This window comes from Pelagimonas sp. KU-00592-HH (genome assembly GCF_040369695.1).
GTDB lineage: Bacteria > Pseudomonadota > Alphaproteobacteria > Rhodobacterales > Rhodobacteraceae > Shimia.
Genome location: NZ_BAABWM010000002.1, coordinates 372,070 through 388,267, shown reverse-complemented (window position 1 = coordinate 388,267; position 16,198 = coordinate 372,070). Strand labels below are relative to the sequence as shown.

The 16,198-nt window shown below is 60.9% G+C and carries 12 protein-coding genes; 10 read left to right on the top strand and 2 right to left on the bottom strand.

Going from position 1 to position 16,198, the window contains the following annotated elements; all coding sequences use genetic code 11:
- The first annotated feature begins 16 nt into the window (after positions 1–16).
- The 9 genes from urtB to ABWV42_RS08895 all read left to right on the top strand — a co-directional run bounded on the left by urtB (position 17) and on the right by ABWV42_RS08895 (position 11,183).
- Positions 17–1,972, top strand: coding sequence for an urea ABC transporter permease subunit UrtB (gene urtB, locus ABWV42_RS08935; RefSeq protein WP_353339827.1), 1,956 nt, complete (start codon positions 17–19; stop codon positions 1,970–1,972).
- Between the two features lie 193 nt (positions 1,973–2,165).
- Positions 2,166–3,395, top strand: coding sequence for an urea ABC transporter permease subunit UrtC (gene urtC, locus ABWV42_RS08930; protein ID WP_353339826.1), 1,230 nt, complete (start codon positions 2,166–2,168; stop codon positions 3,393–3,395).
- Positions 3,392–4,132, top strand: coding sequence for an urea ABC transporter ATP-binding protein UrtD (gene urtD / locus ABWV42_RS08925; RefSeq protein WP_353339825.1), 741 nt, complete (start codon positions 3,392–3,394; stop codon positions 4,130–4,132). The genes urtC and urtD overlap by 4 nt, the downstream gene beginning before the upstream one ends.
- 3 nt (positions 4,133–4,135) lie before the next feature.
- Positions 4,136–4,831 carry an urea ABC transporter ATP-binding subunit UrtE gene (gene urtE / locus ABWV42_RS08920; RefSeq protein ID WP_353339824.1) on the top strand — a complete coding sequence of 232 codons (696 nt, stop codon included), beginning with the start codon at positions 4,136–4,138 and terminating at the stop codon, positions 4,829–4,831.
- 104 nt (positions 4,832–4,935) lie between these two features.
- Positions 4,936–6,648 (top strand): sensor histidine kinase, encoded by a 1,713-nt coding sequence (locus tag ABWV42_RS08915; RefSeq protein ID WP_353339823.1) that lies wholly within the window; start codon positions 4,936–4,938, stop codon positions 6,646–6,648.
- Positions 6,645–7,946 carry a sigma-54-dependent transcriptional regulator gene (locus ABWV42_RS08910; RefSeq protein WP_353339822.1) on the top strand — a complete coding sequence of 434 codons (1,302 nt, stop codon included), beginning with the start codon at positions 6,645–6,647 and terminating at the stop codon, positions 7,944–7,946. The genes ABWV42_RS08915 and ABWV42_RS08910 overlap by 4 nt, the downstream gene beginning before the upstream one ends.
- 110 nt (positions 7,947–8,056) lie before the next feature.
- Positions 8,057–9,067, top strand: a complete 1,011-nt coding sequence (locus ABWV42_RS08905) for a C4-dicarboxylate TRAP transporter substrate-binding protein (protein WP_353339821.1) — start codon at positions 8,057–8,059, stop codon at positions 9,065–9,067.
- 72 nt (positions 9,068–9,139) lie between these two features.
- On the top strand, positions 9,140–9,796 hold the full coding sequence (locus ABWV42_RS08900) for a TRAP transporter small permease (RefSeq protein WP_353339820.1): 657 nt from the start codon (positions 9,140–9,142) through the stop codon (positions 9,794–9,796).
- Complete coding sequence (locus ABWV42_RS08895) at positions 9,783–11,183, top strand: TRAP transporter large permease (RefSeq protein ID WP_353339819.1); 1,401 nt, start codon at positions 9,783–9,785, stop codon at positions 11,181–11,183. Before ABWV42_RS08900 ends, ABWV42_RS08895 begins: the two co-directional genes overlap by 14 nt.
- Before the next feature lie 46 nt (positions 11,184–11,229).
- On the opposite strand, the gene adh is transcribed toward ABWV42_RS08895, so the two are convergent.
- A complete protein-coding gene (gene adh, locus ABWV42_RS08890; RefSeq protein ID WP_353339818.1) occupies positions 11,230–12,753 on the bottom strand; it encodes an aldehyde dehydrogenase in 1,524 nt (507 codons plus the stop codon).
- Between the two features lie 133 nt (positions 12,754–12,886).
- Positions 12,887–13,846: a helix-turn-helix domain-containing protein gene (locus tag ABWV42_RS08885; RefSeq protein WP_255108753.1), complete on the bottom strand. Its 960-nt coding sequence runs from the start codon at positions 13,844–13,846 to the stop codon at positions 12,887–12,889.
- Positions 13,847–14,092: 246 nt separating this feature from the next.
- On the opposite strand from ABWV42_RS08885, the gene ABWV42_RS08880 reads away from it, so the two are divergent.
- Positions 14,093–16,186 (top strand): FAD-dependent oxidoreductase, encoded by a 2,094-nt coding sequence (locus ABWV42_RS08880; protein WP_353339817.1) that lies wholly within the window; start codon positions 14,093–14,095, stop codon positions 16,184–16,186.
- The last annotated feature ends 12 nt before the right edge of the window (positions 16,187–16,198 follow it).

Here is a 16,198-nt window from a genome sequence, read left to right as displayed (position 1 = left end):
CGCGGACATTCCCGACATGTTACGACTTTTCCTTGCGGGTCTCGCAATTCTGCTGTCATGCGTGATGGCAACGGCCGAAGACGGCGCGATCCAGCCCTTGTTGCAGGAGCACCGCGAGGTGATCGCCAAGAGCTCGCGCAAGACAATTGCCCCGGCCATTGATGCTATCGCGGGCAGTGGCCTGCCGCAGGCACAGACGGTGCTGGAGACCTGGGCGGCGAAAGCCATGTGGTTGCGCAAATCCGACGGGCATTTCTTTGCCGGTGAGAAGCTGGACAGCAAGAGCTATCAGTTGACGGATTTTGACAGTGGCGAGGTGGTCGGGACCTTTGCCAAGAAAGAACTGAAGCAACTGAAACCGAACAGCGGTATCCGGGCGATGATCGGCACCGCGCTGGTGCAGTTCCAGTTGCTGGACGCCGATATTGCCAAGCGGCAGGCGGCGCTGACCTCGATCCAACGTGATCCGGAAGCCGCGCTGCTGGCCCCGTTGCGGGCGTCAATCGCGGATGAGCCGGACGCGGGGTTGAAGGCGCAGAAACAGCGGCTGGAGCGGTTGCTGACCATTGGCTATGACGAGGACTCGGCGGCGCGTGTGGCGGCCATCGAAGAAATGTCGGGTGATCTGGGTGTGGACGTGCGTGCCACGCTGAACCCGCTGGTGGCGACGACGCGGGATGTTGCGCCGGGGCCGGTGCCGGAGGGGGTGAACGTTGCGGCGACGCTGGTGCCCGGAGAGGACGGGTTTCCAGAGCTCGAGGCCTATGACCTGTTGGTTGCGAAAGGGTTTGCGCCGGCGCGCGTGACGCTGGATGACATGCGCCTTGCGCTGGCGGCGCATATCGAAGGTGCGACGGTTGGCGGTGTTCCGGTAGCGCAGTTGAATACGGACGAGAACCGCGCCCGAGCCTATGCCGCGCTGGCCGAGGCGGGCAAGGTGGCGCCGCTTGTGACATCGGCAGACGTTCAGACGGCCCTTGCGGCGCATGTGTTTTATGACACCTATGCCGAACCCTCTGCCCAGGTGACGGAGGCTGCCGAAGCGGCGTTGGAGGATATCGCGCTCAAGGTGGGGATGAACCAGACGCTTGATCTGACGCTGGATGCGTTGTCGCTCGCGTCGATCTATTTCCTTGCGGCGATTGGCCTTGCCATCACGTTCGGTGTGATGGGTGTGATCAACATGGCGCATGGCGAGTTCATCATGATGGGTGCCTACACGGGCTATGTGGTGCAGCAGATCATTCCCGATCACACGGTGTCGATCATCGTGGCGATCCCGCTGGCCTTTGCGGTGACATTTGCAGCCGGTGTGGCGATGGAGCGGCTGGTGATCCGCTGGCTTTATGCGCGCCCGCTTGAGACGCTTTTGGCGACCTTCGGGATTTCGATTGCCTTGCAGCAGCTGGCCAAAAACATCTTTGGCACGCAGGCGCGGCCGTTGACGGCCCCGGGCTGGCTGGATGGGGCGCTGGTGATGAACGACGTGGTGTCGATCAGCTATATCCGCATTGCCATCTTCATTCTGGCGCTGATCTTCCTCGGTGTGTTCCTGTTCATCATGAAGCGGACGCGGCTGGGGCTGGAAACTCGCGCCGTGACGCAGAACCCGCGCATGGCGGCCTCGATGGGGATCAACCCGGGGCGCGTGAACATGCTGACCTTTGGTCTTGGGTCGGGCATTGCCGGGATCGCCGGGGTGGCGATTGGGTTGTTTGCGAAAGTGACCTCGGAACTGGGCAGCGATTACATCGTGCAGAGTTTCATGACCGTGGTTGTGGGCGGGGTTGGCAATATCTGGGGCACGCTTGCTGGGGCTGCGATGATTGGCTTCCTGCAGAAGGGGATCGAGTGGCTGAACCCCTCGAACACGCTGGCGGCGCAGACCTACATGATCGTCTTTATCATCATCTTTATCCAATTCCGGCCAAGGGGCATCATCGCCCTCAAGGGCCGCGCGGCGGGGGATTGAGCCATGTCGGGACTTGATATTCAGGGCGGCCCCCGCGCCGCACGGGGCGCAGGCCATGCGCAGGGCGACACGAGATGCCACGCCCTTTCAACGCATCACTTTGGCTGCAACAAAGCCCCCGCCCCGTGGGGGGGCGGTGCGGGGGCTGCCCGACCTGTCGGTCGGGTGGTGCAGATTGCAGGGGGGGTGTCTCATGCAGCGTAGTTTCATTGCCAAGAACCCGTCTGTTCTGATCTTTCTCGCCTGTCTTGCGCTGTTCACGCTGATGGTGACGGTGCTGTCGGAAGGCTTTGGGGTCGGGATGATCTCGACCAGTTTCGTCAAGACGCTGGGCAAGACCCTGTGTCTGTGCCTGATCGCGGTGGCGATGGACCTGATCTGGGGCTTTGCCGGTATCCTGTCGCTTGGCCATTTCGCGTTTTTTGGCCTGGGCGGGTACATGATCGGCATGTGGCTGATGTACGAGCGCACACGGTTGATCGTGGTGGACTCGCTGTCCCAGGCCGAGATTCCGCCCACCGGTTCCGAAGTCGTGGACGCCATTGGCAACCAGATCTTTGGTGTCGTCGGGTCGAGCGAGTTCCCGTTGATCTGGGCCTTTGCCGATAGCCTGTTCCTACAGCTGGTGCTGGTGGTGCTGGTGCCGGGGATCTTGGCGCTGGTCTTTGGCTGGCTGGCGTTCCGCAGTCGGGTGACGGGGGTGTACCTGTCAATCCTGACACAGGCGATGACGCTGGCGCTGGCGCTTTATCTTTTCCAGAACGACAGCGGGTTGCGCGGCAACAACGGGCTTTCGGGCCTGCAGAACCTGCCCGGCGTCGAGGCCTCGCAGGATGTGGTGTCGCTCTGGTTCCTCTGGGCCTCTGCCTTGGCGCTGGGTCTTGGCTATCTGCTGGCGGCCTGGGTGGTGTCGGGCAAGTTCGGTTCGGTCATTCGCGGCATTCGTGACAACGAGGCGCGGGTGCGGTTCATCGGGTATTCGGTGGAGAGCTACAAGCTGATGATCTTCACCCTGACCGCCTGTATCGCGGCCATTGCCGGCGCACTGTATTACCCGCAGGCGGGCATCATCAATCCGGCCGAGATCGCGCCGATCGCTTCGATCTATCTTGCGGTCTGGGTGGCCATCGGTGGGCGCGGGCGGCTGTACGGCGCAGTCATCGGGGCGGCCTTTGTCAGCCTCTTGTCGACGTGGTTCACGGGCGGGCAGGCACCGGACATTCCGCTGGGTTTCTATACGATCAAGTGGGTGGACTGGTGGCTGGTGCTGCTTGGCATGTCCTTTGTCGCGGTGACGCTTTTTGCGCCGAAAGGCATGGGTGGATTGGTGGACCTCTGGACGCAGCGGCGCGCGCCCAACCGTCATGGTGCGGACCTTGGGCCGGATGACGGGGCATTGCGCGAACAGGAGGCCAGAAAATGAGCACTCTACTGGAAGTTTCCGGCGTCTCGGTCAGCTTTGATGGGTTTCGCGCGATCAACAACCTGTCGTTCCAGATTGGCGAGGCCGAGTTGCGGGCGGTGATCGGGCCGAACGGAGCGGGCAAGACGACCTTTATGGATATCGTGACCGGCAAGACCAAGCCGGATGAAGGGCGGGTGATCTGGGGCGAGAAATCGGTCTCGCTGTTGAAGATGAACGAAGCCCAGATTGCGCAGGCAGGGATCGGGCGGAAGTTTCAGAAGCCCACGGTTTTCGAAGACCAGACGGTGCAGGAAAACCTGTTGATGGCGCTGAAAAAGCCGCGGGGCTGGTTGGCCGTTCTGACCTATCGGCCTGCGGGCGAGGATCTGGACAGGGTGGCCGAGCTGGCCCGCGAGATCGGGTTGTACGATGCCCTTGGGCGGACGTCGGGGGAGTTGAGCCATGGCCAGAAGCAATGGCTCGAGATCGGCATGTTGCTGGCACAGGAGCCGCGGTTGCTTTTGGTGGATGAACCGGCCGCGGGCATGACGCCGCAGGAGCGCGAGCACACCACCGACCTGCTTTTGAAGGCGGCCGAAACGCGAGCGGTTGTGGTGGTTGAACATGACATGGAGTTCGTGCGGCGGCTGAACTGCAAGGTGACGGTGCTGCACGAAGGGGCGGTTCTGGCCGAGGGGAGCCTGGATCATGTCACGTCGAACCAGGAAGTCATCGATGTTTATCTGGGGCGCTGAGAGATGCTGAAGCTGCAAGACCTGACCCTGCACTATGGGCATTCGCAGATCCTGAACGGGATTTCGATGGAGGCGGCACGGGGCGAGGTGACCTGTGTGATGGGCACCAATGGCGTGGGCAAAACCAGCCTGATCAAGGCGATTTCGGGCACGCATCCGCGTTCGGGGGGCAGTGTCGCGCTGGAAGGCGAGCCGCTTGGTGTTCTGCCCGCGCATGTCCTGGCGCAGATGGGGGTGGCGCTTGTTCCGCAGGGGCGCGAGATCTTTCCGCTTTTGACGGTGCGTGAGAACCTCGAGACGGGGTTTGTCTGTCTGCCGGCGTCCGAGCACTTCATCCCCGACGAGATTTTCGAGCTTTTTCCGGTGCTGAAAGAGATGCAGAACCGCCGGGGGGGCGACCTGTCGGGCGGGCAACAGCAGCAGCTGGCCATTGCGCGCGCCCTGATCACCAAGCCGCGTCTGTTGTTGCTGGACGAGCCGACCGAAGGCATCCAGCCCAACATCATCCAGCAGATTGGCGAGGTTATCAAACTCCTGCGGGATCGTGGCGATATGGCGATTGTGCTGGTCGAACAGTATTTCGAGTTTGCTTACGAGCTTGCAGACCGTTTCGTCGTGCTGCGTCGGGGCGAGGTGATGATGTCGGGGCCGAAGGCGGAGTTTTCGAAAGAGGACGTGCTGAAGGGCGTGTCCGTGTGACAAGGTTCAGACTTGCTGCTGATTTAGTGCCTATCTGTTGAACGATGTCGTCTGCCGGGACTGTCAGGATTGATTTCCGAAGGGGAAGTGCGCAATACGATTGGATGCGCTTTGTCTACGGTCTTTTGCTGATGCTTGTTTTCGCGATTTCGGTCGCGTTGTTCCAGGGTGCGTTTTCCTATTTCAAGGCGCAACAGGTCGAAAAGGCGTCGGCGCGATTGACGCTTTATCGCAATACGCTCGAGTCAGAGATGCGCCACTTTGCGCATCTGCCGTTCCTGCTTTCACTTGATCCTTTCGTTGCAAATAGCCTGGCGCAGCCGGAGACAGAGGTGCTGGATACCCGTCTTGCGCGGTTTGCACAGAGTGCCGGACTGGATGCGATCTACCTGATGGACCACACGGGATTTACGCTGTCGGCATCGAACGCGGGGAGTGCGACATCGTTCAAGGGCGAGAACTATGCCTATCGGCCCTACTTCCAGACCGCGCAGACCGGGCAGCTGGGCGAGTTTTACGGGATCGGGGCGACGACTGGGAAGCCGGGGTATTTCTATGCGATCGCGGTGCGCCATCCTTCGGGAGGGGATGACGGGGTGATTGCCATCAAGGCCGATCTCACCCCCATTCAGGAAAGCTGGCAGGCCTCGGGAGAGAGGATGCTGCTTAGCAATGCCGACGGTGTCGTGCTGTTGGCATCGGAACCGGAGTGGCGGTATCGCACCTTACAGGCGTTGACGCCAAAGCAAAAGGTGCGGATCGATGCCTCGCGTCAGTTCGCAGGTGAGCCCCTTGTTCCTTTGGCGTGGTCGGTTGACGAGACAGCGGGAACCGCGGACATTGGAGGGCAGACGTTTTTGTATCTGCGCACGGCAAATCTCCCGAACAGCTGGTCACTGCATTTTCTGGAGCCTCTGGATCTTGCCCTGCGGAGTGCCTGGTTGACGACGGGCGCGTTTGTCATGCTGGCGATGATGAGTTTCATCGCTTTCCAGTTCAGCCGGGCGCGGCGGGTCCGTGCCGCCTTGTACAAGTCGGAGCAGGAAGAATTGCTGTTGCGGCAGGCCAATGAAAAGCTGGCGGTGGAGATTGAAGAGCGGCGGGTTGCCGAACGCAACCTGCAAAAGACGCAGGCGGAGCTTGAGCGTGCAGGGCGCCTTGCGGCGCTTGGGCAGTTGGCCTCTTCAGTGACGCATGAACTTGGGCAGCCGATTGCTGCGATGCGCAACCAATTGGTTGCAGCCGAGATGACGCAGGGTGCGTCACCGCTGAACGAGAAGATGCAGGGGCTGGTCTTGCGGATGGAAAACATCACCAAGCAGCTCAAGTTTTTTTCGCGGAAGGGGCGAGACCAGTTCGAGGTGCTTGATCTGCGCGAGGTGGTGGACGTTGCGTTGGAACTGATGGAACCGAATATTTCGCAGATCGGAGCGGATGTCAGTGTGGAGCGTCCCGAAGCGGCCCTGTTGCTGAAGGGCAACCGAACCCGCCTTGAGCAAGTGGCGACGAACATCCTGCGCAATGCGCTGGACGCCGTGGAAGAGCAGGGAGAGAAGCGTGTGGCCATCAGCCTAGGTCACGATGACAAAGAGGCATGGTTCGAAGTCTCGGATACCGGGCACGGGCTGGGAGACAAGTCTTATGAAGACCTGAGAGAGCCGTTTACAACCAGTCGTGAAAGCGGGCGTGGCATGGGGTTGGGCCTGACGATTTCCGCGGGGATTGTCAGCGATCACGGCGGGATTATTCGGGCGCAGGATCGCGCCGGGGGCGGGGCAGTGTTTCGCGTGTCGCTGCCTTTTGAGCCGGAGGTATGAGAGCAGTGAACGCAGGCCGGATCCTGATCATCGACGATGATATGATGATGCGAAATTCTCTTGTAGATCTGGCAGAGGCCGCCGGCTGGACGGCAAAAGCCCTGGCGCGGGCGACGGACGCCGCGCGTTGGATAGCCCAGTTTCAGCCTGATGTGATCCTGTCTGACCTCAGGATGCCCGAGGTTTCGGGGCTTGATCTCTTGCGAAGCCTCGATAGCGGCCCGCCGCTGGTTCTGATTTCGGCGCATGGTGACATTCCCATGGCGGTCGAAGCGATGAGTGCAGGCGCCTATAGTTTTGTCGAAAAGCCTTTTGACCCCAAGCGGCTTTTGTTGATCCTGTCGCACGCGGCGGAACAGCACCAGATGCGGCAGAGCAACCACCGCCTGAAAGAGCGGTTGCAGCAATTGTCGGGGCTGGATCGTCTGTTGCTGGGGCAGACCTCGGAGATCATCGAGTTGCGCAAGACGGTCGCGATGCTGGCCCAAAGTGCGACACCCGTGTTGATCCGGGGCGAAACCGGCACCGGCAAAGACCTTATCGCACGAGCACTGCACGATACGTCGGATCGCTGTGATCGGCCCTATGTTGCCGTGAATGCAGCGCAGGTGAGCGTGACGCAATTGCCGATCGTGGCGCAGGCTGCGTCCGGGGGGACGTTGTTTCTGGATGAAATCTGCGCCTGCCCCCCTGATGTGCAACCGGCGCTTTTGCGCTTGATCGAGGCACAGGAGGTGCTGCCGCCGGATGCGGCGCTGCCCGAGAAGGTGGACTTGCGGATCGTTTCGGCGACCAATGAAGATACGGGCAAGGCGGTCGCGGAAGGGCGGTTGCGGCAAGACCTGTTGTTTCGTCTTGAGGGGTTTGGCCTGTATATCCCGCCGCTCAGGGCGCGACTGGATGATATCCCCCTTTTGGCGCAGCGGTTCCTTCAGGAGTTTGGTGCGTCGCAGGGCGGTGGCCCCCCTGACTTGGGCAAGGATGATCTTGCCGCGACCATGGCCTATGACTGGCCCGGCAACGTGCGTGAGTTGCGCAACGTGATCGAACGCTTCGTGTTCCTGTCGCAAATGGGAGAAGCGCGGGTTGCCGACGCGATTTCGGGCACGGTGGACTATGTCACGGACCGTCCGGGATTGCGCGAGGCTGTGGCGGCGTTCGAGCGACAGATGATCAGCCGGGCCATCCGGGATCATGGCGGGCGTATGGATGAAACGGCCGAAGCTCTTGGCATCGGCCGGCGGACGTTGAACGAAAAAATCGTCAAGCTTGGTCTCGACAAAGACGCATTGATCTAGGTCTGCGGAAATCCGCAGGGCGGCGGGGGAATCCCGCGCGTTTTTCTTCATGAGTCCTCCTTTCCAAAATCGGCTTTGTTCAGGCCATCGAAATTTTGGGAGGACTGAGAATGAAGAAGTACCTGAGCCGTGCCGCGGTTGCCGCAATTGTTGTTGCCCTTGGATCGGAAGCAATGGCGACCGAATGGAACGTTTCCCTTTGGGGCAAGCGCCGGGCCTTTACCGAGCATGTCGAGAAGCTGGCGGAACTGGTGAGCGCCAAGACAAACGGTGAATTCACCCTGAACATCAGCTATGGCGGCCTGTCCAAAAACAAGGAGAACCTTGACGGTATCTCGATCGGGGCATTCGAGATGGCCCAGTTCTGCGCGGGGTATCACCGTGACAAGAACCCTTCGATCACCGTTCTGGAACTGCCGTTCCTTGGTGTGGCGTCGCTTGAGCAGGAAATCGCGTTGTCGATGGCCGTATACCAGCACCCAGCCACGCAGGATGACCTTGCACGCTGGAACGCAACCCTGCTGATGCCTTCGCCGCTGCCGCAGTACAACATTGTCGGTGTCGGTGATGCGCCTGCATCTCTGGCGGACTTTGCCGGTCTGACCGTGCGGGCGACTGGCGGTATCGGCGCGGCTATGGAGACCGTGGGTGCGGTTCCGACCTCGATGTCGGCGTCGGAAGTGCGACAGGCGATGGACAGCGGTGTGGTCAAGGCTGTCAGCTTTGCACCCCACGCGCATATGTCTTTTGGTACCATCGAGAACGGCAAGTGGTGGACCACCAACCTCAATCCCGGCACCGTGAACTGCCCGGTGGTGGTGAATACCGATGCCCTGGAAGACCTGTCGGATGCACACCGTGAGGCGTTGATGAGCTCGGTTGACGAGGCGCTGGCGCATTATGTCGACAACTACAACAACAAAACCATGGCTGCCTGGGGCCCGGCGCTGGAAGAGCGTGGCATCGTTCAGGTGACCTTCTCCGATGCCGAGATCGACGCCTTCAAGGCGGCAGCGGCTGCGCCTGCCGCAGAGGCCTGGATCAAGGACAACACGGCCCGTGGCCTGCCCGCGCAAGACCTCTACGATCTTGTGACCGGCATGATCGCGAACGGCAGCTAAAGCCCACACCGCACACGCCCCGTACCTGCCAACAGGTGCGGGGCTTTTCACTTCTATCGAAGGAGGAATGCCATGGCCGGTTCATCCCTGGTCCTGACAGATGGCAGCCGTCTGAGTTGGTATGACCAACGGCTGTATCGCCTCGAACGCCTGTTGGCCCTACTCGGTGGCCTGACGGTGTTTTCACTCATGATCCTGGCCGTGATCTCGGTCAGCGGTCGCAACTTTGCCAATCATCCGTTGCCGGGATACGTGGACTGGATCGAGCAGGCCATGCCGCTGATTGCCTTTCTTGGGGTCTCATACGTACAGCGCGATGGCGGGCACATCCGCATGGACATGCTGGTGGGCGCCCTGAAGGGGCGGTCGCTTTATGCGGTGGAGTTTTTCACAACGCTGGTTTTCCTGGGATTGATGCTCTTGCTGCTCTGGGGCAGCTGGGCGCATTTCGACCGCAGTTTTGACTTTGGCCAGCCGCTTTGGAGCCGGGACAGTTCGATGGATATTTCGCTGCCGCTGTGGCCAGCGAAGCTCATGGCACCTGTGGCCTTTGCTGTTTTGTGCCTGCGCCTGTGCCTCCAGCTTTGGGCGTACGGGCGGGCTTTGCGCATTGGCGTCGGGCACGCGATTGCCGTGCCGCAGATCGCGGATGCCGCAACCCTTGCCGCCATGGAAGCCGAGCATGTTTCGGCCAACGATGTAAAGGACACCGCACATGGAACCGATTGAAATTGGATTGATCGTATCCGGCGGCCTACTGGTGCTTGTGATCCTCGGGATGCGGGTTGCCTTTGCCGCGGCGATGGCGGGAATGGTGGGGCTGATCTGGATTTTCTGGGCCAAGTTCGGCTATGATCCGGCGCGTTTCGGAAAGGCTTTGACCATCGCGGTCAAGACCGCCGGTCAGGTGCCGCATTCGAAGATTTCAAGCCAGGCCCTGAGCCTGATCCCCACCTTCATCCTGATTGGCTACCTTGCCTATTATGCCGGGTTGACCAAGGCGCTTTTCGAGGCTGCCAAGCGGTGGCTGGCATGGGTTCCGGGTGGCTTGGCCGTGTCCACGGTGTTTGCCACTGCCGGTTTTGCCGCTGTTTCCGGTGCCTCGGTTGCGACCTCCGCGGTCTTTGCCCGCATCGCGATCCCGGAGATGCTCAAGATCGGGTACAACAAGCAGTTTGCAGCAGGTGTGGTGGCGGCAGGGGGGACACTGGCCTCGCTCATTCCGCCGTCGGCGATCTTGGTGATCTATGCCATCATCGTCGAGCAGGATGTCGGTAAACTGTTGCTGGCCGGGTTCGTGCCCGGTGCGTTTTCCGCAGTGATCTACGGCGCGCTCATCATCGGCATGGCCAAGGTGATCAAGGGGTTCGGCCCGCCGGTGTCCGGATTTACCTGGAAGGAGAGGCTCGTGTCGCTGCCGCCGGCGCTGCCGACCCTCTTCGTGGTCGTGACCATCATCTTCTTTGTCTACAACCCGTTTGGTGGCGATGCCTGGGGCACGCCGACCGAAGGGGGGGCAATCGGGGCATTTGTCGTCTTCCTCATGGCGCTTTATCGCGGCATGCGGTGGGCGCAGTTGAAGGATGCCCTGCTTGAAACCGCAAAGCTGAGCGTGATGATCTTCACGATTATCTGGGGGGTCCTGATCTACGTGCGGTTTCTTGGATTTGCCGAATTGCCGGCGGCCTTTGCGGATTGGATCACCTCTCTGACGATGTCGCCTATGCTGATCCTGATCTGCATTCTGTTGGCCTATGCGGTGCTGGGAATGTTCATGGATGCGATCGGGATGCTTTTGCTGACACTGCCCGTGGTCTACCCCGCCGTCATGGCGCTGAATGGAGGCGAGTTCGTCTCGGCTGCGGACAGTACCTTTGGCATGTCGGGGCCGATGTGTGCGATCTGGTTCGGTATTCTTGTTGTGAAGATGGCAGAGTTCTGTCTGATTACGCCACCGATTGGTCTCAACTGTTTTGTCGTGGCCGGGGTGCGTGATGACCTGAGTGTCCAGGACGTGTTCAAGGGCGTGACCCCGTTTTTCATCGCCGATGCCGTGACCATTGCATTGCTGGTGGCCTTTCCCGCAATCGTGCTGTGGCTGCCATCCCTAGCTTAGGGACGCAAAAGAAGTGCAGGGGCCACGTGGCCCCTGCGTTTGGTTTTTAGAAGAAACCCAGTTTGTTGGGGTTGTAGCTCATCAGGATGTTCTTGGTCTGCTGGTAGTGATCCAGCATCATCTTGTGCGTTTCGCGCCCGATGCCTGACTGTTTGTAACCGCCAAAGGCTGCGTGGGCCGGATAGGCGTGGTAGTTGTTGACCCAGACGCGACCGGCTTCGATAGCGCGGCCAAAGCGGTAGCAGGTGTTGGCATCGCGCGACCAGACACCGGCGCCAAGGCCGTACATGGTGTCGTTGGCGATCTGGAGGGCCTCTTCTTCGTCTTTGAAGGTGGTGACCGAGACCACGGGGCCAAAGATTTCCTCCTGGAAGACGCGCATCTTGTTGTGGCCCTTGAGGATCGTGGGCTGGATATAGTTGCCGCCTGCCAGCTCGCCGTTGAAGAGCGCCGCGCCGCCGCCGGTCAGAACCTCGGCCCCTTCCTCGACGCCGATGGTCAGGTAGGAGAGGATTTTCTCCTGCTGTTCGGTGCTGGCCTGTGCGCCGACCATGGTTTCGGGGTTGCGCGGGTCGCCCTGTTTGATGGCCTTCACACGTTCGATGCAGCGGGCGATGAACTCTTCGTAGATGTCTTCCTGGATCAGGGCGCGGGAGGGGCAGGTGCAGACTTCGCCCTGGTTGAAGGCAAAGAGGACAAAACCTTCGACGGCCTTGTCGAGGAATGCGTCATCCTTGGCCATGACGTCGGAGAAGAAGATGTTGGGGCTCTTGCCGCCAAGTTCGAGGGTGACGGGGATCAGGTTGTCCGTCGCGGCCTGCATGATCTTTTTGCCGGTCGCGGTGGAGCCGGTGAAGGCGATCTTGGCGATACGGGGCGAGCGGGCCAGCGGTGCGCCAACTTCTGCGCCGTAGCCGTTGACGATGTTCAGGACACCGGCAGGCAGGAAGTCTGCCATGATCTCGGCCAGGATCATGATCGCGGCCGGGGTTTGTTCGGCGGGTTTGAGGACGATGCAGTTGCCGGCGGCCAGCGCGGGCGCCAGTTTCCATGCCGCCATCAGGATCGAGAAGTTCCACGGGATGATCTGGCCGACGACGCCAAGGGGTTCGTGGAAGTGATAGGCCACGGTGTCGGCGTCGATCTCGCTCATGTTGCCTTCCTGTCCGCGCAGAACGCCCGCGAAATAGCGGAAGTGGTCGGCGGACAGCGGGATGTCGGCGGCCATGGTTTCGCGGATCGGCTTGCCGTTGTCCCAGGTTTCGGCCTGTGCAAGGCGATCAAGGTTGGCGTCGATGGCGTCGGCAATCCTGAGAAGCACGTTCGAGCGTTCCGCTGCCGAGGTCTTGCCCCAGCTTTCCTTGGCGGCGTGGGCCGCGTCCAGCGCCAATTCGATGTCGGCCTCGTCGGAGCGGGCGCATTCGGTGATGGGCTCGCCGGTGATCGGGGTCACGTTGGTAAAGTAGCGGCCGTTCACGGGCGGGGTGAATTTTCCGCCGATGAAGTTGTCATAGCGGGCCTTGAAGGGCGAGACGTAGGTGCCTGCCTCGGTGTGAGTCATATCGTTCATTTGGGTTTTCTCCTCCTTGTAAAACCGGACCTCCTCCGGAATTGCCAATGAACATGACCAAGGGGCAGGCCGGAGTCTGCGGGGGGAGAGGGGCGTAGGAGGGGGAAGTGTCTCAGGGCTGAGACAGGTGCGCCTAATTTTGCTCGAGGCCCAGCCGTTTCATGCGGCGGTAGAGGGTTGCGCGACCGATGCCGAGCTGGCGGGCGGCTGCCGAGACGTTGCCGCCAGCGCGTGTGAGGGCGCGAATGACGGCGGCGCGTTCGGCCTTTTCAAATCCGGTTGCCCCGTCTTGCCGTCCCAACACGTCATTTGCCGGGCGCGGGGCGAGCGGGCCAGCGGCGGCGAGGCCGAAGGCGCGGCGGGCCTCGCGGGTGGCCCCGATGATCAGGTCGTGATCGTCGATGGCAAGGAGGGTCGTGGCCTCGGCGTCTTCGCTTTCGGCCACCACGATGCGGGCCTTATCATAGGCGGCGCGAAAGTTGGCTTCTTCGATGGCGCGGGCGGTTTGGGCCACCTGTGCGCCGATCAGGCGGTTGAAGGCCTCGGTCTGGTCGGCGCGGGCAGAGGAAACGTCCAGAGCGGCGAGGATCTGGCCCTCGGCCCCGTAGATCGGGGCGTCGATGCAGCTCATGGCGGTGTTGCGGGCGTAGAAGTGTTCGTCGCGGTGGATGATGACGCGGCGTTGTTCGGCAAGGCAGGTGCCGATGCCGTTGGTGCCTTCGTGCTCTTCGCTCCAGTCGGCACCGACACAGAGGCCCCAGGCTTCGAAAATGGCGGTGTCGGCTTCGGATATCCTCTGGTCGAGAACCACGCCGTCGTCATCGGTCAGCAGCACCGCACATCCTGACTGGCCCACGAGGGAGAACAGGGTGTCGAGACGGGGGGAGGCCACCGTCATGAATTTCTCGAAGGCTTCGAGGCGTTCGCGCAGATGCGTGCCTTCCAGCCGCATCGGGCTGCGGTGTTCGCCGGGATCAAGGCCGTGTTTTTCCGCCGAGCGCCGCCAGCTTGCCGCCAGCCGGGAGCGTGCCGCCGCAGAGGGGGAGTTCGCGACTTCGAGGACTTTTTCGATATGGGCGACGGATCGGGTCATGGGCCTTGGGGTTTGGAAATTTGGGCAACGGTAGGTGAAGAATGCGTGTATGGCAAATTTAGGGGGGATGACCTGTCTCAGTTCTGAGACAGGTTTTAGGGAATATTGAAGTCTCTGCGGGGAGTGAGAAGAGAAGCGACGTTACGTCTGAAAAATGAAATTGAATTTTACATATTGAAATTTGATAGGCCGGCAGGTACCTCTGGATTCGATCAGTAGTTGCCCTGAAGAACTGGAGAACGCGCAATGCCAAGTCTTATCAACGTGAACCTAGAGGGTGATATTGCCGTGATCGGAATCGACAACCCGCCGGTCAATGCATTGTCGCATGCCGTCCGTGAAGGGTTGCAAGAGGCCGTGCGCGGGGTGCTGAAAGACGGTTTGGCAAAGGCGATTGTCATCTATTGCGAGGGACGCAGCTTTTTTGCCGGGGCCGATATTCGCGAATTCGGCAAGCCGCCAATGCCACCGCATTTGCCAGACTTGATCGACGAAATCGAGGCGACGACGATCCCGGTGGTTGCGGCCATTCATGGCACGGCGCTTGGCGGCGGCCTCGAGGTGGCGATGGGGGCGCACTACCGCGTTGGGGCCAAGAGTGCCAAGTTCGGTCTTCCAGAAGTTGCCCTTGGTCTGTTGCCCGGAGCGGGTGGGACGCAGCGTTTGCCGCGTCTGATCCCTGTCGAGGACGCAGCAGCGATGATCACCAGTGGCAAGCCGATTGCCGCAAGCAAGGCCCTGGCATTGGGGTTGATTGACGAGATCGCCGAGGGCAGCGACATGCGTGCCGCCGGTGTGAACTTTGCCCGTAAGTTGATCGAAGATGGGCAGGGCGTGCGAATGACGCGTGCCTTGGCCTGCAACTCGATGAGTGATGAGGCCGCTGCGACCCTGCGGGCGAAAGTTGCCAAGTCCGCGCGGGGTGCGATTGCGCCTCTGAGCTGTCTGGATGCGATTGATGCGGCGATAACCCTGCCGTTTGATCTTGGGCTGAAGCGCGAGCGCGAGCTGTTTTACGACCTTATGAACTCGGATCAGCGCGGCGCGATGATCCATGCTTTCTTCTCGGATCGCCAAGTTGGCAAGGTTCCTGAACTGGCGACCGGCACGGCGCGGGAGATTGCACAGGTTGGTGTTGTTGGGGGCGGGACCATGGGGGCAGGCATTGCCGTCAGCGCCCTTCTGAGCGGGTTGGATGTGACACTTGCCGAGCGCGACGACGAGGCGGTTGCCGGTGCGCAGTCGCGGGTTTCCGGAATGCTGGGCGAGGCTGTCAAACGCGGCAAGCTGGCCGAGGCGGCGCGGAATGCGATCCTCGCGGACAAGTTCCGGGCAACCACGAACTATGGTGATTTTGCCGATGTGGACCTCGTGATCGAAGCGGTGTTCGAGAGCATGGAGGTCAAGAAAGACGTGTTCACCAAGCTGGACAGCATCTGCAAGCCGGGCGCGATCCTTGCGTCGAACACTTCGTATCTTGATCTGAACGAGATCGCAGCGATGACAAACCGCCCGCAGGACGTGATCGGCCTGCACTTCTTCTCACCGGCCCACGTGATGCGCCTTTTGGAGGTCGTTGTCGGAAACGAGACCTCGGCGGATGTGGTTGCCAGCGGGTTCGCATTGGCCAAGCGGTTGAAAAAGGTCGCGGTGCGGGCAGGGGTCTGTGACGGCTTTATCGGCAACCGGATTCTCTCGCACTATGGCAAAGCGGTCTACAACATGGTTCTCGCCGGCGCGAGCCCCTATGCGGTGGATAAGGCACTGACGGACTTTGGATTGGCGATGGGGCCGTTTGCCGTGGGTGATCTGGCGGGGCTGGATATCGGCTGGGCCAATCGCAAGCGTGTGGCCCCGATGCGGGACCCGAACGAGACCTATCCGGAATTTGCCGATCGCATTTGTGAGCTTGGGCGGTTTGGGCGCAAGACGGGTCGCGGGTTTTATATCTATGACGAGACGTCCAGAGGCGGGCGGCCCGATCCCGAGGTCGAAGAGATCATTGCCAACGAACGGGCGGAGAAGGGGATCGAGGCCCGCGAGATCGACAGTGGCGAGATCATCGACCGCTATATGGCCGCGATGGTGAACGAATCCGCCCGCGTGGTGGGAGAAGGCATCGCGCTGCGCCCGCTGGACGTCGATGTGACGCTGTTGAACGGCTATGGTTTCCCGCGCTGGCGCGGTGGCCCGATGCACTATGCCGACACTGTCGGTCTTGAGAAGATTTTGGCTGATATTGGTCGTTTTGCCGAGGAAGACGCGACCTTCTGGAAGCCGGCCCCCTTGCTTGAGAAACTGGCCTCGGAAGGCCGGACCTTTGCCAGCTTGAACGCATAAGGAGAGATGAAG